The 18,474-nt window shown below is 72.4% G+C and carries 15 protein-coding genes and 1 pseudogene; 7 read left to right on the top strand and 9 right to left on the bottom strand.

From position 1 onward, the window contains the following. Positions 1-85: 85 nt before the first annotated feature. Positions 86-2,833 carry an alpha-L-rhamnosidase-related protein gene (locus tag AACH11_RS11385; RefSeq protein ID WP_341374349.1) on the top strand — a complete coding sequence of 916 codons (2,748 nt, stop codon included), beginning with the start codon at positions 86-88 and terminating at the stop codon, positions 2,831-2,833. A gap of 101 nt (positions 2,834-2,934) precedes the next feature. Next, the gene (locus AACH11_RS11380; RefSeq protein WP_341374348.1) at positions 2,935-3,849 is read left to right on the top strand and encodes an alpha/beta hydrolase; all 915 of its coding nucleotides are present in this window, start codon (positions 2,935-2,937) and stop codon (positions 3,847-3,849) included. A gap of 3 nt (positions 3,850-3,852) precedes the next feature. Here the strand turns inward: AACH11_RS11380 and AACH11_RS11375 are convergent, their stop codons facing one another. Beyond that, the gene (locus tag AACH11_RS11375; protein WP_341374347.1) at positions 3,853-4,317 is read right to left on the bottom strand and encodes a hypothetical protein; all 465 of its coding nucleotides are present in this window, start codon (positions 4,315-4,317) and stop codon (positions 3,853-3,855) included. A 224-nt stretch (positions 4,318-4,541) separates the two neighbouring features. Between AACH11_RS11375 and AACH11_RS11370 the strand changes: the two genes are divergently transcribed. The 3 genes from AACH11_RS11370 to AACH11_RS11360 all read left to right on the top strand — a co-directional run bounded on the left by AACH11_RS11370 (position 4,542) and on the right by AACH11_RS11360 (position 7,628). After that, a complete protein-coding gene (locus tag AACH11_RS11370; RefSeq protein ID WP_341374346.1) occupies positions 4,542-6,284 on the top strand; it encodes a phosphoethanolamine transferase in 1,743 nt (580 codons plus the stop codon). A 51-nt stretch (positions 6,285-6,335) separates the two neighbouring features. Beyond that, complete coding sequence (locus AACH11_RS11365) at positions 6,336-7,130, top strand: phosphatase PAP2 family protein (protein WP_341374345.1); 795 nt, start codon at positions 6,336-6,338, stop codon at positions 7,128-7,130. Between the two features lie 87 nt (positions 7,131-7,217). Beyond that, positions 7,218-7,628, top strand: coding sequence for a DUF4440 domain-containing protein (locus AACH11_RS11360; RefSeq protein WP_341374344.1), 411 nt, complete (start codon positions 7,218-7,220; stop codon positions 7,626-7,628). A gap of 30 nt (positions 7,629-7,658) precedes the next feature. Here AACH11_RS11360 and AACH11_RS11355 read toward each other — a convergent pair whose 3' ends face one another. The 7 genes from AACH11_RS11355 to AACH11_RS11325 form a co-directional block, all read right to left on the bottom strand. Beyond that, positions 7,659-8,465, bottom strand: a complete 807-nt coding sequence (locus AACH11_RS11355) for an enoyl-CoA hydratase-related protein (protein WP_341374343.1) — start codon at positions 8,463-8,465, stop codon at positions 7,659-7,661. A 57-nt stretch (positions 8,466-8,522) separates the two neighbouring features. Next, entirely contained in the window at positions 8,523-9,329 is an 807-nt protein-coding gene (locus tag AACH11_RS11350; protein WP_341374342.1) for a crotonase/enoyl-CoA hydratase family protein, read from the bottom strand. A 27-nt stretch (positions 9,330-9,356) separates the two neighbouring features. After that, the gene (gene pcaF, locus AACH11_RS11345) at positions 9,357-10,571 is read right to left on the bottom strand and encodes a 3-oxoadipyl-CoA thiolase (protein ID WP_341374341.1); all 1,215 of its coding nucleotides are present in this window, start codon (positions 10,569-10,571) and stop codon (positions 9,357-9,359) included. A gap of 52 nt (positions 10,572-10,623) precedes the next feature. After that, positions 10,624-11,466, bottom strand: a complete 843-nt coding sequence (locus tag AACH11_RS11340; RefSeq protein ID WP_341374340.1) for an amidohydrolase family protein — start codon at positions 11,464-11,466, stop codon at positions 10,624-10,626. Between the two features lie 390 nt (positions 11,467-11,856). Then, positions 11,857-13,560: a (2,3-dihydroxybenzoyl)adenylate synthase gene (locus AACH11_RS11335; RefSeq protein ID WP_341374339.1), complete on the bottom strand. Its 1,704-nt coding sequence runs from the start codon at positions 13,558-13,560 to the stop codon at positions 11,857-11,859. 45 nt (positions 13,561-13,605) lie between these two features. Continuing rightward, the gene (locus tag AACH11_RS11330; RefSeq protein WP_341374338.1) at positions 13,606-14,382 is read right to left on the bottom strand and encodes an SDR family NAD(P)-dependent oxidoreductase; all 777 of its coding nucleotides are present in this window, start codon (positions 14,380-14,382) and stop codon (positions 13,606-13,608) included. A gap of 168 nt (positions 14,383-14,550) precedes the next feature. After that, complete coding sequence (locus AACH11_RS11325) at positions 14,551-15,546, bottom strand: Bug family tripartite tricarboxylate transporter substrate binding protein (RefSeq protein ID WP_341374337.1); 996 nt, start codon at positions 15,544-15,546, stop codon at positions 14,551-14,553. A gap of 251 nt (positions 15,547-15,797) precedes the next feature. On the opposite strand from AACH11_RS11325, the gene AACH11_RS11320 reads away from it, so the two are divergent. Then, complete coding sequence (locus AACH11_RS11320) at positions 15,798-16,691, top strand: LysR substrate-binding domain-containing protein (RefSeq protein WP_341374336.1); 894 nt, start codon at positions 15,798-15,800, stop codon at positions 16,689-16,691. Positions 16,692-16,713: 22 nt separating this feature from the next. Here the strand turns inward: AACH11_RS11320 and AACH11_RS11315 are convergent, their stop codons facing one another. Continuing rightward, entirely contained in the window at positions 16,714-17,739 is a 1,026-nt protein-coding gene (locus AACH11_RS11315; protein WP_341374335.1) for a LacI family DNA-binding transcriptional regulator, read from the bottom strand. 253 nt (positions 17,740-17,992) lie between these two features. On the opposite strand from AACH11_RS11315, the pseudogene AACH11_RS11310 reads away from it, so the two are divergent. Continuing rightward, positions 17,993-18,474 (top strand): annotated as a pseudogene (locus AACH11_RS11310) (hypothetical protein); the annotation flags it as partial.

The raw sequence follows: 18,474 nt of genomic DNA, 5'->3' as shown, positions 1-18,474 counted from the left end.
GCCCGTGCCACCCGACGCGATGCCCGAGGCGTCGCCCTCGCATTCCCGATGCGAGTCCCTTGCATCACCCTTGAGGAGACTTCAGATGCCTGTCCTGCCCGGCGCCGATGCGCTGTTGCGCCGCCTGTCCGATGCGGCCCACGCCGTCACCGGCTGCACCATGACCCTCACGACCACTCCGACCTCCGCGGCCGACGGCGCCTTCGCCGTCAGTGCCTCGACACCCACCGATGCGGCGCGCCGCCACTGGCTCAAGACCGGCGTGGCGCTGGCGGCCGGCCTCGGCCTGGGCGGCTGTGGTGGTGGTGACGATGGATCGTCGGCCGACGCCTGGTCCTGGCCGGCCGGCCTGGACGGCGGACGCGACTGGCTGCCGGCCACCGGCACCCTCCGGCCGACCGCCGTGGCCGGCAGCGGCGGTGCCGTCTCCGGCGCGGACGGCCTGCTGACCGACGGCAGCTGCACGCTGAGCGTGGCCGAGTCCGGCCCCGGCCACGTGCTGCTGGACTTCGGCCGCGTGGTCGGCGGTCTGCCGGTGCTGGAGGTGGTCAGCTACACCGGTCAGCCGGTGATCGTGCAGGCCTTCAGCGAATCGTCGGCCTGGGCCGAGACCGGGGACGCGACGCTGGTCTTCTCCATCGCCAGCGAGCCGGATCGCCGCACGCGCTGGCCGGTCGAGGCCACCGGCGTGATGCGCGGCCGCGTACTGCAGGGCGGCCAGCGCTGGCTGCGACTGTCGGTCGAGGGCAGCGGCAGCGTCACGCTGCGCGCGGTGGGCTGCGAGGCGGTGACGGTGGCCGCACCCGCCAACCCCGCGGCCACCGGCTGGTTCCGCTGCAGCGATGCGCTGCTGCAGCGGATCTGGACGGCCGGCGCCTACACCAGCGCGCTCAACGAGATGGCCGCCGGCAGCCAGCCCATGCCCTGGCTGCTGGAGGCGGGCGGCGCCGACATCGGCCCCTCCGGCCTGGCGCTGCATCAGGGCGGCAGCGCCTGGACCACGGGCGAGATGCGCTTCACCGTGACGGTCAGGCGCGGCGGCATCGGCTGGGTGGTGCGCGGCTCGAAGCTGACGCGGCTGAGCTTCACGCTGTGCGCGGCCGATGATGCCGACCATCCGGACACGCTGCTGATCGAGACCGGCAGCATCTTCATCGGCGGTGCCCGCACGCTGCAGCGCGTGGCCCTGCCGGCCCCGCTGGCGGTCGGCGCGACGGTGGGGGTGCGCACGGTGGTGGGCGCCAGCACGGTGGACGTCGAGATCGACGGGCAGGCGGTGGCCAGCGTGGCGGTGGCCGCCATCGGCTTCCTGCCGCCGGGCAGCATGGGCTTCTTCAACCGCAGCGGCTGCTCGGCCCTGGTGCGGGATCTGAGCGTGACGGCGGGCGACGGCAGCGTGCTCTACACCTCGACGCTGGGTCTGGCCGCGGCCGACGAGGTGCGCCGCAGTTTCCCCGTCGGCACCAACCCCCGCGCGCTGATGACCGACGGGGCCAAGCGCGAGCGCCAGGTCTTCTCGATGGACCTGGTGGCGGCCGCGCCGACCCTCTGGTGCACCAGCGGTGCCGCCGATCATGTGGCCGGCACCTTGCGCCTGCTGACCGATCATGTGACGACGGGTGGCCAGATCGCCTCCTCGGTCGATCCGGCCGTCAGCAGCCCGCCGCTGGACGGCAGCACGGCACCTCAGATGCGCTGGTATTCAGCGTCCTATTCCACCCACGCCATCATGGGCCTGGCCGAGTACTGGCGCCAGACCGGCGACCTGAGCCTCGCGGCCGAACTGTGGGACCGTGTCACCGGTGAGCTGGCCTGGGTCGCCACGCTGGTCGGCAGCAACGGGCTGGTGCAGACGGACACCAGCAATGGCCTGGACTGGCATCCGCAGTTCGGCGGTCCGCTGGCCGGTTCGGTCAGCCTGATGAACCTGGTCTACGTGAAGGCCCTGCGTGATGCGGCCGCGCTGGCCACCGCCCGCGGCGTGGCGGCCCAGGCCACGGCCTGGACGGCCCAGGCGGATGCGGTGCAGACCGCGCTCGACGCCGTGCTCTACAACACCCGCACCGGCGTCTACGACATCAGTGACAGCCTGCGCGGCAGCATCGCCCAGGACGTCAACGCGCTGGCCGTGCTGTGGGGCCTGATCGACGCGGCACGTGTGCCGACGGTGCTGGATGCGCTGGACAGTGCGCTGGACACGACGTACGGCCACCGCGCGTTCTCGGTCGACAGCGGCTGGTCGACGGTGATCAGCCCGATGGTCAGCGGCTTCGAGGTCGGTGCGCTGCTGCGGGCTGGCCGCGGTGAGGCGGCGCTGGCGCTGATCCGCAAGGGCTGGCGCATGATGATCGAGGACAGCACCCATGCCTGCGGCACGGTCTGGGAATCGATGACCGATGCCGGTGTGCCATCGGAGGCCAGCGTGAGTCTGGCCCATGGCTGGTCGGCCGCACCGACCGCGCTGCTGTCGCGCCATGTGATGGGCCTGCGGCCGACGGCCGCCGGCTGGACACGCTGGCTGTGCAAGCCGGTGCTGGCCGATCTGCAGTGGGCCGGCGGCCAGTTGCCGACGCCGCTGGGCGCCTTCGGTGCCCGCTGGCTGCGGGCGCCGGCCAGTGGCCTGGCCTGGGTGCTGCAGCTGGAGGTGCCGGCCGGCAGCCAGGGCGTGGTGGCCGTGCCGCGTGCGCTCGGCCTGGGCGCCGTGCGTGTCAATGGCCGCATCGCCACGCTGCGCGATGCCGATGCCGCCGACAGCGATCTGGACACCAGCGCCTGGCGTTATCTGGATGTCACGGCCAGCGGCAGCGTGCGCATCGAGCTGGCGACGGCCTGAACGACCGCAGCGCCGGCCTGACGGTCGGCGCGTTCCGTACACAGATGCTTTGCAGGTCCGCCGCTTGCCGGCGGACCCGCGGGGCCGCACCATCACCGTCCATGAGCATGAGCCCCGACATCGCCGACGCGCTGCGCGCCCTCGGCACCGGATTCAACCTGCCGCAGGTGCAGGCCCTGTACGCCCCCTTGCTCGCGCAGCAGCCGCGCGAGGGCGTCGAGCGGCTGGCCGACCAGGCTTACGGCCCGCATGAGCGGCACCGCTGTGATGTCTACCGGCCGCAGGCCGCCCCCACGGCCGCACCGGTGGCCGACCGCCCGGTGCTGGTCTGGCTGCACGGCGGCGGCTTCATCCGCGGCGACAAGGCGGCGCGGGCCAACATCGGCTGGTGGGGCGCGGCCCAGGGCTTCGTCACCGTCGTGCCCAACTACCGGCTGGCGCCGGACGGCCGCTGGCCTTCGGGGCCGGAGGACGTGGTGCGGCTGTGGGCCTGGCTGCAGGACGCGGTGGCCGCCCACGGCGGTGATCCGCGGGCCATCGTGCTGGCCGGTGAGTCGGCCGGCGCGGCCCATGTGGCCGCCGCGGTGCTGATGCGCCGCTTCCAGCCCGCGCACTGGGCGCCGGCCGGCGCCGTGCTGTGCTCGGGCCCCTATGACGCGCGGCTGGAGGGCCTGGCCCGCGAGGCCTTCGGCATCGAGACGCCCGACCCGCGCAACGAGGCCTACTTCGGCCCCGAACCCGCCGCCTGGGATGCCGCCAGCATCGTCGACCACATCGACGCCGCGCCGCTGCCGCTGTGGATCAGCTGGGCCGAGCGGGACCTGCTGCAGATGCAGGTGCAGGGGGCCGAACTCTATGCCCGCCTGGTCTCGCGCCACGGCTGGCAACCGCAGCTGCGCTGGGTCGCCGAGCACAACCACTATTCCGGCGGCTTCAGCATCGGCACCGCCGACGACGGCATCAGCGCTCCGCTGGCCGATTTCGTGCGGACGTGCGCCCGGGCCGTGCCGCGCTGATCGTCAGGCCAGCCGCTCCTGCCAGCGCTGCAGGCGCGGACGGATCACGAAGGCCATCAGCAAGGCGATGCCCAGGCCCACCGGCAGCGCGCGCAGCGCGGCATGGGCGACCTGGCCGGGCAGGTCGGTGCTCAGCCCGTGCTGTCCGATGACGACGATGCCGCCGATCAGCGTTTCCATCACCAGCGCCGTCACCAGCGCCAGCGTCAGCTTGAGCAGCAGCGGCGAACGCGGGCCGAGCACCGGGGCCAGCACGCGGTTCATCCGGCCCATCACGATCATGCCCACCGGCAGCACGGGCAGGGCGGACAGGAAGTTGCGTGCCCAGCGGGCGCCGAAGTCCGGTGCATCGGGCGCCACCAGCCAGGTCAGCACGCCGCTGAGGATGCTGCAGATCACCGGCGGCACGATCAGCAGCGGCAGGTAGCGGCGCCAGCGGCGCGCGGTCGGGGTCCGAGGGTTCTTCATCTGTGCGTATTGGTTGACAAGATCAACAATGTAGATCTGGATGGTTGTTGATGTCAACCAGTCGCCCGTCAGGGCCGACATGGCCGCCGACCGTGTCCCGCCCCGGGTGAACCGCGGGCCGGGGCCAGGGCCGGGGTCAGGGCTGTCGGCCCGCAGGCCGTCGCCCGCTCCGGCCGGCGGTCGGTCTTCAGACCGGCTTCAGCTTCGTCCGTACGCTCGCGCCGATGCCCTCCGCACGTCCTGTCGCTGCCCCTGCCGCCGCCGCCCGCCCGGCCCGTCTGCTGCTGTCCGTCGAGGCCCTGTGCCTGATCGTCGCGCTGTTCTGGCTGGCCTCGGCCAACCTCGGTTTCCTGCGCGCGGCGATGGCCGCCTCCGGTGGCTTCGGCCTCGCCACGCTGCCGCTGGCCGTGGGCCTGTGCGGCGTCGTGTTCGCGCTGCATGCGCTGTTGCTGCTGCTGCTGGCCACGCGCCGTACCCTCAAGCCGCTGCTGTGGCTGCTGCTGCCGGTGGCCGCCGCGACGAGCTGGTTCGCCGGCCAGTTCGGCGTGCTGATGGATCCCGGCATGGTGCGCAACGTGCTGCGCACCGACACGGCCGAGGCGCGTGAGCTGCTGAGCCCGGCCCTGCTCGTCCATCTGGCGCTGTTCGCCGGCCTGCCGCTGCTGCTGCTCAGCCGCGTCGAGCTGCGCGCCCGGGGCAGGGGGCGGGCGCTGCGTCAGCGGGCGCTGGCCCTGCTGGCCGTGGTGGTGGTGCTGATCGGTGCGCTGCTGGCGGTGTTCCAGCCCCTGTCCTCGCTGATGCGCAACCACAAGGGCCTGCGCTACCAGATCACGCCGGCCAATGCGGTCTGGTCGACCGGCTCGGTGCTGGCGCAGCAACTGCGTGGCGCGGCGCGGCCGCGTGAAGCCATCGGTCTCGACGCGCGACCAGGCCCGTCGTGGGCCACCGCCCCGCGGCCGCGGGTGCTGGTCCTGGTCGTCGGTGAGACCGCGCGGGCGGCCAACTGGGGCCTCAACGGCTACACCCGCCAGACCACGCCCGAGCTGGCCGCGCTGCCGGTGATCAACTTCGGCGCCGTGCAGTCCTGCGGTACCAACACCGAGGTCTCGTTGCCGTGCATGTTCGCGCCGGTGGGCCGCCGTGACTACGACGAGGACCGCATCCGCGGCCAGCAGTCGCTGCTGCACGTGCTGGCGCGCGCCGGCGTCGGCGTGGACTGGCGGGACAACCAGAGCGGCTGCAAGGGCGTGTGCGAGGGCCTGCCCGCGACCACCGTGACGGCCCAGGACTTCCCCGCCGCCTGCGAGGGTGGCCGCTGCCTGGACGAGGCCCTGTTCGCCGACCTCGGCCAGCGGCTGGACGCGGCCCAGGGCACGCAGATCTGGGTGCTGCACATGCTGGGCAACCACGGCCCCAGCTACTTCCGACGTTATCCGCCCGGCTTCGAGACCTGGCAGCCGGCTTGCGCCAGCGATGACCTGCGCCAGTGCAGTACCGCCCAGATCACCAAGGCCTACGACAACGCGCTGCGCTACACCGACCACCTGCTGGCCGCTGCGATCCGGCAGCTGCAGTCGCGTGCCGGGCGCGTCGATTCCGCGCTGATCTATGTCTCCGACCACGGCGAATCCCTGGGCGAGATGAACCTCTACCTGCATGGCGTGCCCTATGCGATGGCCCCTCGTGAACAGCGTCAGGTGCCGATGGTGTTCTGGCGCAGCAGCGGCTTCGAGCAGGGCGCCGGCCTGAAGCCGGCCTGCCTGGAGCCGACCTTGCGCCGCCATGCCCAGATCGGCGACGTGCGCCACGACCACCTGTTCCACACCGTGCTGGGTCTGCTGGATGTGCGCACCGCGCTGCATGAGCCGGACTGGGATCTGACCCATGGCTGCCGCGACGCGACGGCGGGGCCGGCGCCAGGGCCGGCAGGGCTTGCGAGTGCCCCGGCCGCCGGCACCGGGCGCTGAGCCCTGGCTGTACCCGCACCCGCACCCGCACCCGTACCGGATGCCCGCCCGATGACCGCTCCTGCCGTGCCCCGTGCCGTGCCTGACCTCCCGGCGCTGCAGATCGCGCGCCGTCGTGCCGACCTGCGCCGGACGCTGCTGAGCCTGCTGGCCATCGGCGCCTGGGAGCTGTCGCGGCTGGACCTGCGCGTCAGTGCGCTGTTCGCCACCGCCCAGGGCTTCGCCCTGCGTGACCAGTGGTGGCTGTCGGTGGTACTGCACGACGGCGTGCGGCAGGTCTCGCTGGCGATGCTGGTGGCCGCGCTGCCGCTGGCGCTGCGGGCGGCCCGTCCGCTGGCCGTCCCGGTGGCGGCGGATGTCGGCCTGTGGGCCGCGCTGCAGGCCCTGCCGCAGCGCCTGCGCCTGGGCTGGTGGGGCGTGACCCTGGCGCTGGCCTTGCTGATTCCGGGGCTCAAGCGCTTGAGCCACACCAGCTGTCCCTGGGATCTGCAGGCCTGGGGGGGCCGTCTGGCCTGGGTGCCGCACTGGCAGCTCGGCCTGCGCGATGGCGGCCCCGGCCACTGCTTCCCGTCCGGTCATGCCGTCAGTGCGGCGGCCTGGTTCACGCTGTACTTCCTGCTGCGCGGCCTGCACCCGGCGACCGGTCGTCGGATGCTGATCGGCGTGCTGCTGGCCGTCGCCGTCTCCGGCCTCGTCCAGGTGCTGCGGGGCGCGCATTTCGTCAGTCATGTGCTGTGGAGCGCCTGGCTGTGCTGGGCCGTCTGCGTGGCGGCCGATCGTGCGCTGGCCGGCGTGGACGGCCGCGGTGCCGCGGACCACGGCCCGGCGCTGCAGCCGCTGCGCTGACGCCAGGGCCGCGAGGCTGGCGAGACCGGCCGGCCCCGGCTCGCCTACCATGGCCCCGGTCTGCCCCACCCGTCCCGCCGATCCGTGATGAGTGATCCCGCTCCAACCACCCTGCAGCCCTTGTGTGCGTCCCTGTGCGAGTCCTTGGCCGCGCTGGAGCCGCTCTACCACGCCGCCTGTCCGCAGGCCAGCCTGGCCGACTTCGACCGCTGCGTGGCCGACGGCTTCTGGGAGATCGGCGCCAGTGGCCTGCGCTACGACCGGGCCTGGGCCCGCCAGGCGCTGGCGCAGCGGCCCGGCGTGCCCCCTGACGCCCACTGGCGCTGCGAGGACTGGCAGCTGCAGGCGCTGACGTCCGACCTGATGCTGCTGAGCTACCGGCTGATCCAGCCCTGGCGCAGCTCCGAGCGCATCACGCTGTGGCAGCGCTGCGGCCCGCCGGCACAGCCCTGGCTGGCCGTCTTCCACCAGGGCACGCCGGTGCTGTCCGGCACCTGAGGTTCACCGTCAGGGTGCAGCTCGGGCGCGTCAGTCGAAGCGCGGCGTGCGCTTGTCCAGCCGGGCGCTGATGCCCTCGGTCTTGTCGGCCGTGCCGAACAGCGCGGCGAAGCGCTGGCGCTCATATGCCAGGCCGGCGGCCAGCGGCATCTGCGCACCGGTGCGCACCGCATCCTTGATCGCGCGGATGGCGGCCTGCGGGCCGCCGGCCAGGCGGCCGGCCCAGGCCAGGGCCTCGTCCTCGACCGCCGCGTCGGGCAGCACCGCACTGACCAGGCCCAGGCTCAGCGCCTCGGCCGCGGGCACGGGCTGGCCGCCGAGCAGCAGGCGCATCGCCGCATACGGGCCGATCGCCCGCGGCAGGCGCTGCGTGGCGCCGCCGCCCGGCATCAGGCCGATCAACACCTCGGGCTGGCCGAAGCGGGCGGTGTCGCCGGCCAGGATCAGGTCGGCATGCAGGGCCAGTTCACAGCCGCCACCCAGCGCATGGCCGCGCACGGCGGCGATCACCGGCTTGCGGCAGTCGGCGATCGCGTCCCACAACCGGCCCATGTCGCGGGCCTGGATCTCGGCCGGCGTGGCGTCGCGGTACTCGCCCAGATCGGCGCCGGCGCAGAAGGCCCGCTCACTGCCCGCCAGCACCACCACCCGCACGCCGTCGTCCGCGTCGGCGGCGCGGAAGGCGTCGGCCAGCGCGTGGCGCAGGCGCAGGTTCAGCGCGTTGAGCACCGTCGGGCGGTGCAGCCGCAGCAGGCGCACGCCCGGGGCCGGGTGCTCGATCAGCAGCGGGGCTTCGGCAGCGGTGGGCGCGTCATGGGGGAACGGTGCGGTCGACATCGGGGATCCTCGAAGGGGGCGGGGGTGATCGGCGCTGCGCGCGGCGTGGTGACGGCGTCAGCGCCCCGTCCACACCGGGGCGCGCCTGGCGAAGAACGCGGCCAGGGCCTCGTGGTGATCCTCGGTCTGGTGGGCATGGCCCTGCAGTGCGGCCGCGGCCTCCAGCGCCTCGTCCAACGTGCCGCTGCGCGCCTGCCACAGCAGCTGGCGCGTCCAGCGCAGCGCCTGTGGCGGGTTGGCGGCGATGCGCTGGGCCAGTGCCAGAGCCTGCGGCAGCAGGTCCTCGGCCGCCACCACGCGGCTGACCAGGCCGATGGCCAGCGCGCGTTCGGCGTCGATGGTGTCGCCGGTCAGCGCCAGCTCGGCGGCGGCGCTGGCGCCGATCACGCGCGGCAGCAGCCAGCAGCCGCCGTCGCCCGGAATGATGCCCAGCTTGACGAAGCTCTCGGCGAACTTCGCCTGCGGGCTGGCGATGCGGATGTCGCACAGGCAGGCCAGATCGTTGCCCGCGCCGATGGCCGGGCCGTTGATCGCCGCCACCATCGGCACGCGGCAGCGGGCGAAGGCGCGCGGGATGCGCTGGATGCCGGCGCGGTAGCGGGCGGCGATCTCGTCGGGCGTGCCGCTGAACATGCCGGTACGGTCGCGCATCTCGGCGATGTTGCCGCCGGCGCAGAAGGCGCTGCCGGCGCCGGTCAGCACCGCGGCGCGCACGTCGGTGTCGGCGTCGAGCGCGGCCAGCACGGTCTCGAAGGCACTGAACAGGTCCTCGCCGGACAGCGCGTTGCGGGTCTCGGGGCGGTTGAGCGTCAGCAGGGCCACCGGGCCGTGGCGTTCGACGAGCAGGGGGGCGGTGTCGTTCATGGGGTGGGTACGGAGGTGTGTGCGGATTCAGACCCGCTCGATGGCCAGCGCGATGCCCTGGCCGACGCCGATGCACATCGTGCACAGCGCGCGCCGCCCGCCGGTGCGCTCCAACTGGCGCAGCGCGGTCAGCACGAGGCGGGCGCCGCTCATGCCCAGCGGATGGCCGTAGGCGATGGCGCCACCCTGGGCGTTGACCTGAGGCGCATCGTCGGGCAGTCCGAGCGCGCGCAGCACGGCCAGTGCCTGCGCCGCGAAGGCCTCGTTGAGCTCGATGACGTCGAAATCGGTGATCGCCAGCCCGGTGCGTGCCAGCAGCTTGCGCACCGCCGGGACGGGGCCGATGCCCATCACGCGCGGCGCCACGCCGGCGGTCGCCAGGCCCAGCACGCGGGCGCGCGGTTGCAGGCCATGGCGCTTCAGCGCCGCATCGCCGGCCAGCATCAGGGCGGCCGCGCCGTCGTTGACGCCGGCCGAGTTGCCGGCCGTCACGCTGCCGCCCTCACGGAAGGCCGGGCGCAGCGCGGCGAGCGCCTCCAGCGTGGTGCCGGCGCGCGGGTGCTCGTCCTGCGCCACGCGCGGTCGCTCACCCCGGCGACCGCCGTCGACCGTCACCGGCGTGATCTCGACCTCCAGCCAACCGGCGGCCTGAGCGGCCGCGGCGCGCTGCTGGCTGCGCCAGGCGAAGGCGTCCTGGTCGGCGCGGGCGACGCCGTGCTCGTCGGCGACGATCTCGGCCGTCTCGCCCATCGCGTGGGTGCCGTGCAGCGCATCCATGCGCGGGTTGACGAAGCGCCAGCCGATGGTCGAGTCATGCACCTCGGCATGGCGCGAGAACGCGGCCGTCGGCTTGGGCATGACCAGCGGCGCCCGGCTCATGCTCTCGACCCCGCCGGCCAGCACCAGATCCAGCTCGCCGCAGGCGATGGCGCGTGCGGCGCTGCCGATCGCGTCCAGCCCCGAGCCGCACAGCCGGTTGACGGTCGAGGCCGCCACCGTCACCGGCAGGCCGGCCAGCAGCGCGGCCATGCGGGCCACGTTGCGGTTGTCCTCACCGGCCTGGTTGACGCAGCCCAGCGTCACCTCGTCGAGCGCGTCCCAGTCCAGGCGGGGATGGCGGGCCATCAGGGCCTGGATCGGCAGCGCGGCCAGGTCATCGGTGCGCACGCCCGACAGCGCGCCGCCGTAGCGGCCGATCGGGGTGCGGATGCCGTCGCAGATCCAGGCGGAAGAAGGGTGCATGGACGCCATCATCAGGGGCTCCGGTGGGTGGCGATGGGATGGACCGTGGCGATCACAGGCCCAGCACGCGTTCGGCGTTGCCGTGCATGATCTTCTCCATCACCGCGTCGCTGTAGCCCAGCTCCTGCCATTCACGGAAGATGCGCTCGTAGGGCAGGCTGGGGTAGTCGCTGCCGAACATGATCTTGTCCTGCAGCCGTCCGCGGATGTCGACCTTGAGGTTGCCGGGGAAGTGCTTGGGCGCCCAACCCGACATCTCCCAGTAGACGTTGCCCTTGTGCAGCGCGACGGCGGTGGTCTCCTCGACCCAGGGCCAGCCGGGGTGGGCCATGATGATCTTGAGGTTCGGGAAATCGGCGGCCAGGTCGTCGATGGCGCCGGGGTGCGCATGGCGGATGCGTGCGCCGTGGCCGCCGGGCATGCCCGCGCCCATGCCGGTGGTGCCGACGTCGATCATGACGGCCGCACCCAGCGAGGCGATCTCCTCGAACAGCGGGTAGTGGCGGGTGTCGTTGACCGCGAAGTGCTGCATGATCGGATGGAAGTGGAAACCCACGAATCCGAGCTCGCGCACCGCATGGCGCACCTGGCGGATCGCGATCTCACCCTTGGCCGGCTCGACCGCGCCCCAGCACTGGATGATCCGGTCCGGATGCCGCTTCCAGATGCCGTGCACGTGGTCGTTGTCGCACGGCGGCGTGGCGATGGTGGTCTCCAGATCCAGCGCCACCAGGCAGGCCTGGACGTTGAACTGCGTGAACTCGGCGATCACCTCGTCCTCGGTCTTGGCGACCCAGTCCTTCTTCCAGTAACGGGCGAGTTCAGCCGGATACGGCCCCTGGGCGTCGATCCAGCGTTGGGTACCGGGATAGCAGTGCAGGTCGATGATGCGCATGATGTGTGTGCTCTCGTGTCGGGTTCAGTTCAATTCACGTCCGCTCGTTGATGGCGTGCTGTCTGGCGGTAGGGAGGGGCGCCCGGCGGAGCGTTCGCGGCGGACCGGGGTGTCGTGTTCCGCTCATGTCCCCCGGCGGGCTGCGCCCGCCTCCTCCTTGACTTCGCTGCACACGACACCCCGATCCGCCGCTCGGCCACCACCGCCCACCGCCGTCGCTGGCGCTTTCTTCGCGTGCGGATGGGGTGGCAGACGGCGTGGGGCGTGGCATGCCCTGGGGCGAGGTAAAGGAGGAGGAGGCCGTAGGCCGACGGGGGACACGAGCACCAGGGCATGCCGCGCCCCGCGTCGTACGCGCAGATCGCAGCGAGCCCAACCCCTCCCGCCCGATCACGATGCGACCGCAGGCGCGGAAGCAGCAGCCGACGCCGAAGCCGCCGCCCGCTCCGCCTCCACCATCGCCGCGATCCGCTCCGCCAGCGCCTTCTTCGACACCTTGCCGAAGGTCGACACCGGGAAATCGGCCACCACCTCCAGCCGCTCCGGCAGCTTGAATTTCGCGATCTCCTGACCCATCAGGAACGCGACCAGCTCCTGCAGCGACAGCGCCTGACCCGCCCGCAGGATCACCCACGCGCACATCTTCTCGCCCATCGCCTCATCGGGCATCGGCACACAGGCCACGTTCTGCACCGCCGGATGCTGCAGGATCAGGTTCTCGATCTCCTCCGCGCTGATCTTCTCGCCCCCGCGGTTGATCAGATCCTTCTTGCGCCCCTCGACGATGTAGTTGCCGCTGGGGTGCCGCCGCATCAGATCGCCCGAACGGTAGAAACCGTCCGCCGTGAACTGTCGCGCGTTGTACTCCGGCACCGCGTAATAGCCCCGCAGCGTGTACGGCCCCCGGCAGGCCAGCTCGCCCACCTCACCGTCCGGCACCTCACGTCCCTCGTCATCGATCAGCCGCACCTCGTCGTCCGCGCACACCGGGCGGCCGCAGGTCTCCAGCTGCACCACCTCCGGATCGCCCGTGCGCACGAACATCAGCAGCCCCTCGCTCATGCCGAAGTTCTCCTGCACGAAGGCATTGCGGAACAGCTGCCGCGTGCGCAGACGCACCTCCGGCTGCATGCGCTGGCCGCCGCTCTGGATCTGCCGCACCGACGACAGATCCGCCTGCTGCACCGCCGGATCGTTGATCAGGCGGATCAGCAGCGCCGGCACCACCTTGATGTGCGTGACCCGATGGCGCGCGATCAGCGCCGCCATCTCCGCAGGCCGCGTGTTGGCATGCACCACCACCGTCGCACCGTTCAGGATGAAGCCCTGGATGCCCGGGCAGGCCAGCGGCAGGTTGTGCGCGATCGGCAGCACCAGCAGCAGCACCGAGTCCTGCGCCACGCCGGCCACCTCGGACGCCACCTTCGAGTTGTAGGCGTAGTCGTTGTGGGTGCGCGGGATCAGCTTGGGGATGCCCGTCGTACCGCCCGAGAGCTGGAAGATGCAGGGATCGGTCGGCCCGAAGGCCAGCGTGGCCAGATCGCTGCGCGGGCGGCGTGCCGGGCGCTCGATCAGGTCCAGCAGGCTGTGCTCGCCCGGACCGGCCTGGCCCAGCACGATGCGCAGCTGCAGGCAGGCGTGCTCGGCCTGCACCCGCTCGATCACCGGACCGAAGCGGAAGCTGCCGCCGCTCTCGCGCACCTGGTCCGGATAGACCGCGCAGCGGGCCTGCGACAGGCGGGTGAACTGGTTGAGCTCGGCATGGCGGTGCGTGACCAGCGCGGCGATCGGGATGCAGCCGATCTTCTGCAGCGCGAAGTACAGGATCACGAACTCGGCCACGTTGGGCAACACCGGCAGCACGCGGTCCAGCGGCTGCAGGCCGATGTCCAGCAGGTTGAGCGCCAGGTTGGTGCTGGCCGCATCGAGCTGGGCATAGGTCCAGCGGCGCTCGCCGTCGATCAGCGCGGTGCGTGGCGCGTGGCGGACGAAGGCGGCGCTGAACTCCTGAGCCAGCGTGCGGTCGGCCCACCAGCCGCGCGCGCGGTAGCGCTCGGCGAACTCGGGCGGGAAGGGGACGAAGCCGTCGAGCATGTTCGTTTCTCCTGTTAGGGGTCCGGGGGCAGGGCGGGCGTCGCCTCAGGTCGAGGCGGTGAAGCCGCCGTCGATCACCACCACCTCGCCGTGCACGAAGCGGTTGGCCGTCAGCAGGTTCAGCATCACCTCGGCCACGTCCTCGGCCGTCACGCAGCGCTTGAGCGGCGTGGCCTTGGCGCGCGCACCCATCAGGCCGTCGTACTTGTCGCCCAGCATGCGTTCCATCCAGTCGCCCTCCATCCAGCCCGGGGCCACCGCGTTCACACGGATGTGCGGGCCCAGGTTCCAGGCCAGGGTCTTGGTCAGGTTGACGACGGCGGCCTTGCTGGCGGCGTAGGGCAGCGGCTGCGGACCCGGGCGCAGGCCGACGATGCTGGCGGTGTTGACGATGGCCGGCTCGCCACCGGCCTCCCGCGACTTCTTCAGCAACGGCACGGCGGCGCGGGTGACCTGGAAGGTGCCGCGCACGTTGACCGCGAAGGTGCGGTCCCACTCGGCCATGTCCAGGCTCTCCAGATCGCGCGGCGTCCAGTTGGCCGTCGTGCCGGCGTTGTTGACGAGGGCGTCCAGATGGCCGAAGGCCTCGCCGATCTCGGCCAGCGTGCGGCGCACGGCCGCGTCGTCGGCCACGTCGCAGGACCAGGTCAGCACGCGGGCGCCGAGGGCCTGGGCATCGGCCGCGGTGGCCTGGGCGGCGGCCGCCGAGCTGCCGTAGACGAGTGCGACGTCGAAGCCGGCGCGGGCCAGGGCCAGCACGGCGGCACGGCCGATGCCGGTGGCGCCGCCGGTGACGAGGGCATGCTTGCGGGGAGTGCTCATGGTGGGGCTCCTGTGGATGGAGGTTGGGTGGATGGCGCGGGCAAGGCTGCGCCGTGACCGGCGGACGGGGCCGTCGGTCAGCAGACGTTCGGGAACGGAAGCGGACGGGGTGGGGCCGGCAGGCGGTCCGGCTGGCGGCTCAGGCGGGCCGATCCGGGGCGTGGTGCCTCACTGGGCCTGCACGCCCAGCTCCGCCACCAGCCGGCGCATCGCCTTCTGCTGGCTGGCGAAGAACTCGCGGGCGCCGGCCACGCTGTCGCGCCGCGGATAGATGCCCAGCTCGCCCAGGCGGCTGACGATCTCGGGCGTGGCCAGGATGCGGTTGACCTCGGCGTTGACCTTGTCGATCACCGGCTGCGGCGTGCCGGTGGGCGCCAGGATCTGGAACCAGCCCACGAGCTCGTAGCCGGGGAAGGTCTCGGCCACGGTCGGGATGTCCAGGCCCGGCAGCCGTTGGCCGGAGGTGACGGCCAGCGCCTTCAGCCGGCCCGCACGGATGTGCGGCAGCAGGCCCGGCAGCCCGTCGGCCGTCAACGTGACGTCGCCGGCCAGCACCGCGCTGACGGCCTGGGGCGGGCCGGGATAGGGCACGGTGTACAGCGCCAGATTGCCGGACTTGGCCATCAGTTCGCCGGCCAGGTGGGGCAGCGAGTTGGGTTGCGGCGCGGCGAAGTTCAGCTGGCCCGGCCTGGCCTTGGCCGCCTTGGCCAGATCGGTCAGCGAGGTGATGCCGCTGCCGGCGGCCGTGACCAGCACCAGCGGGCTGGTGCCCACGGTGGCCACCGAGGTCAGCTCGGTCTCGGGGTTGAACTGCGGGTTGCGGTAGACCAGCGGCGTGATCGTGCCCATGGCCGCCGGCACGAAACCCAGCGTGTAGCCGTCGTTGGCCGAGCGGGCCAGTGCCGACATGCCGGGAATGCCCCCCGCGCCGGGCCGGTTGTCGACGATCAGCGACTGGCCCCAGGCCGCGCCCAGGCGCTCGGCCAGCAGGCGGGCGATCACGTCGGGCGCGGCACCGGCGGCGGCCGGCACGATCAGGCGCACCGGCTTGGCCGGCCAGGCCTGGGCCGCGGCAGGGGCCGGTGCCACGATGGTGGCGGCCGGCACGGCCAGCGTGGCAAGGGTGGACAGCGCGCGGCGCAGCAGGTGTCGGCGGTCGGTCATGGTCAGGTCTCCTGTCGGGGCGGCCGTGGCCTGCATCGGGCCGGGCTCGGTCGTTTCGGGGGCCGGTGCGGTGGACCGGAGCGCCACCGCATGGAGATGCAGTGTGTCCACCCCGGTGATGACCGGATAGATCGCAAGATGATCGGACCGATAACATTCCAGTCATCGGGACAACCCGGACGCCATCGGCGTGGCCCGGGCCATCACTGGGTCATCACCGAGCGTCAGAGGGCAGGACAGGGCAGGACACGATGAAGCTGTCGCAATTGCGCGATCTGGTGGCCGTGGTCGAACACGGTGGCCTGCGCGCGGCCGCGCGCCAGGCCGGAGCGGCCCAGCCACTGCTCACCCGCAGCATCCGGGCGCTCGAGCACGAGCTCGGCCATCCGCTGTTCGACCGCAGCGCGCGCGGCATGACGCTGACCCCGGCCGGCACCGCCTTCTACCGCCGCATCCAGGCGGTCATGCGCGACCTGCAGCGGGCCGAGGACGCGCTGCGCCAGGCCCATGGCGAGGACAGCGGCGAGGTGGTGGCGGGCCTGTCCATCATGCCCCACGTGGGCATGCTGCCGCGGGCCTTGCCGGCCTTCCGCCAGCGCTGGCCGGCGGTGCGGCTGCGCCTGATCGAAGGCCTGCTGCCGGCCCTCGAACCCGGCCTGCGCGAGGGCCGGCTGGACTTCTATCTCGGCGCCAGCCCGCAGCAGGCGCCCGGTGGCGGCCTGGTCGTGCGCGAGCGCTTCCACAACCGGCGCACCGTCGTGGCGCGGCGGGGCCATCCGCTGGCCGGTGCGCGCCGTCTGGCCGATCTGGCCGACCAGGACTGGGCCACCACCTCGGTCGACTACCGCGCCGACGACGATCTGGCCGCGCTGTTCGAGCGTCAGGGGCTGCCCGCACCGCATGTCGTGCTGCAGGCCGGCAGCGCGCTGTCGCTGATGGTGGCGCTGGCGCGCACCGATCTGCTGGCCATGCTGCCGCAGCAGTGGGCCGGCTTCGAGCTGACGGCCGGCGCGCTGGTCACGATCCCGCTGGACGACGACCTGCCGGCGCCCGACATCGTGCTGGTGCACCGGGCCGACCTGCCGCTGACCCCGGCGGCCGAGCATCTGGTGGATCTGATGCTGCGCGAGGCACCGCAGGGCTGAGCGGCCGCTGCGGTGCGAGCGCTCAGCGGGTGTCCTGGGGCGCGTCGGCGGTGGACTGCCCGGCCACCATCTGCCACGGCAGGATGCGCTGCTGCCCCATCACCGGCTGCGCCTGACCCCTCAGGATCAGGTCCACCGCTTCCCAGCCCATCTCGTGCAGCGGCTGGCGCACCGTCGTCAGCCGCGGTGTGACGATGCGGGCCACGTAGGAATCGTCGAAACCGGCGACGGACAGATCCTGCGGCACCCGCAGGCCCAGCTCGGCCGCCACCTGCAGTGCGGCGGCGGCCATGTCGTCGTTGGCGCAGAAGACCGCGGTCGGGCGCTGGCGACGGCCGAGCATGGTGCGCAGCGGCTCGATCGACTCCTCGAAATGGAAGGAGCCGCAGGCCAGCAGACCGGCGTTCGGACGGATGCCGGCTTCAGCGAGCGCGCGCAGGTGGCCTGCGCGGCGCTCGTCGGGTTGCGGATGCCCCTCGGGCAGACCGGCCAGAAAGCCGATGCGCCGATGGCCGGCGGCCAGCAACTGGCGCGTCATCGCCGCGGCGGCCGTGTTCTCGTCGAAATAGACGCGCGCCGACGGATCGTCCAGCCCCTGCGGCGCGATGCGCACGAAGGGTGTGTCGCGGGCGCGCAAGGCCTCGCACAGCGCGGGGGAGATGCTCAACGGCAGCGTCAGCACCAGGCCGCGTGGTTGCAGCTGGTCGACGATGCCCAGCACCTCGTCGACCAGCGCGTCACCCGTGTGCTGGCAGGCGTGGACCGACAGCAGATGACCGTCCTGCCGGCAGCGTTCGACCGCGCCCTGCTGGATCGGGTGGATGTAGTGGATGACCGGGTTCTGGTAGAGCAGGGCCACCCAGCGTGAACGCCCGCTGCCGGTGCTGCGCGCCGACAGGTTGGGCCGGTAGCCGATGGCGGTGATGGTCGCCAGCACCGAGTCGCGTGTCTGCGGCTTGACCGCCGGATCGTCGTTGAGCACGCGAGAGACCGTGGCGATGGACACGCCGGCAGCCTTGGCCACGTCGTAGATGGTGGGCTTCTTCATCGGAGGGGCAGTGAGGAGCGGTACCCCGTGTCTGTTCCCCGAGCCTGCGGATCACGGGTTTTCACGGGCTGTGTAAGCGCTTTCGGGCTTCCAGAATGTAAGCGCTTTCTGTAAGAACTTTCGGTAGATGCTAGCGCAGACGGCGCTGCACCGGCCCCACGGGTGAACCCGTGATCGCCGCCGCCGTCCGCCCGGCCGTACCGCTCGGGCCGCCCCTTGCACCGGGCGCGCCCCAGACACCCGGAGTGAGACCATGACCCATCTGAACACCTGCCCGATCCCGACGTCGATCCCGTCGCACCTGACGGGATCCATCTTCCGTACACGGGCTCATGCGATGAGCCAGCCGGTGTGTGCCGTCGTGGCCCGCCTGGCCGTCACCGCGGCCCTGCTGGGTATGACGGTGGCCGTGCAGGCCGCCGAGGCGGCGAAGATCGCCGTCGACAACCCCTACGGCCTGCAGGCGCTGTGGACGCAGAGCGATGCGGTGGCCAAGGCCGTGCTGCTGATCCTGCTGGTGATGAGCATGGGCAGCTGGTACGTGATCATCACCAAGCTGCTGGAGCAGGCGCGCATGAACCGCCAGGCGCGTCAGGCCGAGAGCCAGTTCTGGGGTGCCGGCACCGTCAAGTCGGGCTCCGAGCAGCTGGCCGACGGCTCGCCCTTCCGCTACATCGCCGAGGCCGGTCTGGATGCCTCGCACAAGCACGCCGGCCTGCATGCCAAGGTCGACTA

Source organism: Pseudaquabacterium rugosum (assembly GCF_038066575.1).
In the GTDB taxonomy this organism is placed as follows: domain Bacteria; phylum Pseudomonadota; class Gammaproteobacteria; order Burkholderiales; family Burkholderiaceae_C; genus Pseudaquabacterium; species Pseudaquabacterium rugosum.
This window is presented reverse-complemented; position numbering and strand designations above follow the sequence as displayed.

Bases quoted from the DNA above. Each gene is read 5' to 3' on its own strand.
- AACH11_RS11385 (WP_341374349.1), top strand. From the start codon at position 86: ATGCCTGTCCTGCCCGGCGCCGATGCGCTGTTGCGCCGCCTGTCCGAT.
- AACH11_RS11380 (WP_341374348.1), top strand. From the start codon at position 2,935: ATGAGCATGAGCCCCGACATCGCCGACGCGCTGCGCGCCCTCGGCACC.
- AACH11_RS11375 (WP_341374347.1), bottom strand. From the start codon at position 4,317: ATGAAGAACCCTCGGACCCCGACCGCGCGCCGCTGGCGCCGCTACCTG.
- AACH11_RS11370 (WP_341374346.1), top strand. From the start codon at position 4,542: ATGCCCTCCGCACGTCCTGTCGCTGCCCCTGCCGCCGCCGCCCGCCCG.
- AACH11_RS11365 (WP_341374345.1), top strand. From the start codon at position 6,336: ATGACCGCTCCTGCCGTGCCCCGTGCCGTGCCTGACCTCCCGGCGCTG.
- AACH11_RS11360 (WP_341374344.1), top strand. From the start codon at position 7,218: ATGAGTGATCCCGCTCCAACCACCCTGCAGCCCTTGTGTGCGTCCCTG.
- AACH11_RS11355 (WP_341374343.1), bottom strand. From the start codon at position 8,465: ATGTCGACCGCACCGTTCCCCCATGACGCGCCCACCGCTGCCGAAGCC.
- AACH11_RS11350 (WP_341374342.1), bottom strand. From the start codon at position 9,329: ATGAACGACACCGCCCCCCTGCTCGTCGAACGCCACGGCCCGGTGGCC.
- pcaF (WP_341374341.1), bottom strand. From the start codon at position 10,571: ATGCACCCTTCTTCCGCCTGGATCTGCGACGGCATCCGCACCCCGATC.
- AACH11_RS11340 (WP_341374340.1), bottom strand. From the start codon at position 11,466: ATGCGCATCATCGACCTGCACTGCTATCCCGGTACCCAACGCTGGATC.
- AACH11_RS11335 (WP_341374339.1), bottom strand. From the start codon at position 13,560: ATGCTCGACGGCTTCGTCCCCTTCCCGCCCGAGTTCGCCGAGCGCTAC.
- AACH11_RS11330 (WP_341374338.1), bottom strand. From the start codon at position 14,382: ATGAGCACTCCCCGCAAGCATGCCCTCGTCACCGGCGGCGCCACCGGC.
- AACH11_RS11325 (WP_341374337.1), bottom strand. From the start codon at position 15,546: ATGACCGACCGCCGACACCTGCTGCGCCGCGCGCTGTCCACCCTTGCC.
- AACH11_RS11320 (WP_341374336.1), top strand. From the start codon at position 15,798: ATGAAGCTGTCGCAATTGCGCGATCTGGTGGCCGTGGTCGAACACGGT.
- AACH11_RS11315 (WP_341374335.1), bottom strand. From the start codon at position 17,739: ATGAAGAAGCCCACCATCTACGACGTGGCCAAGGCTGCCGGCGTGTCC.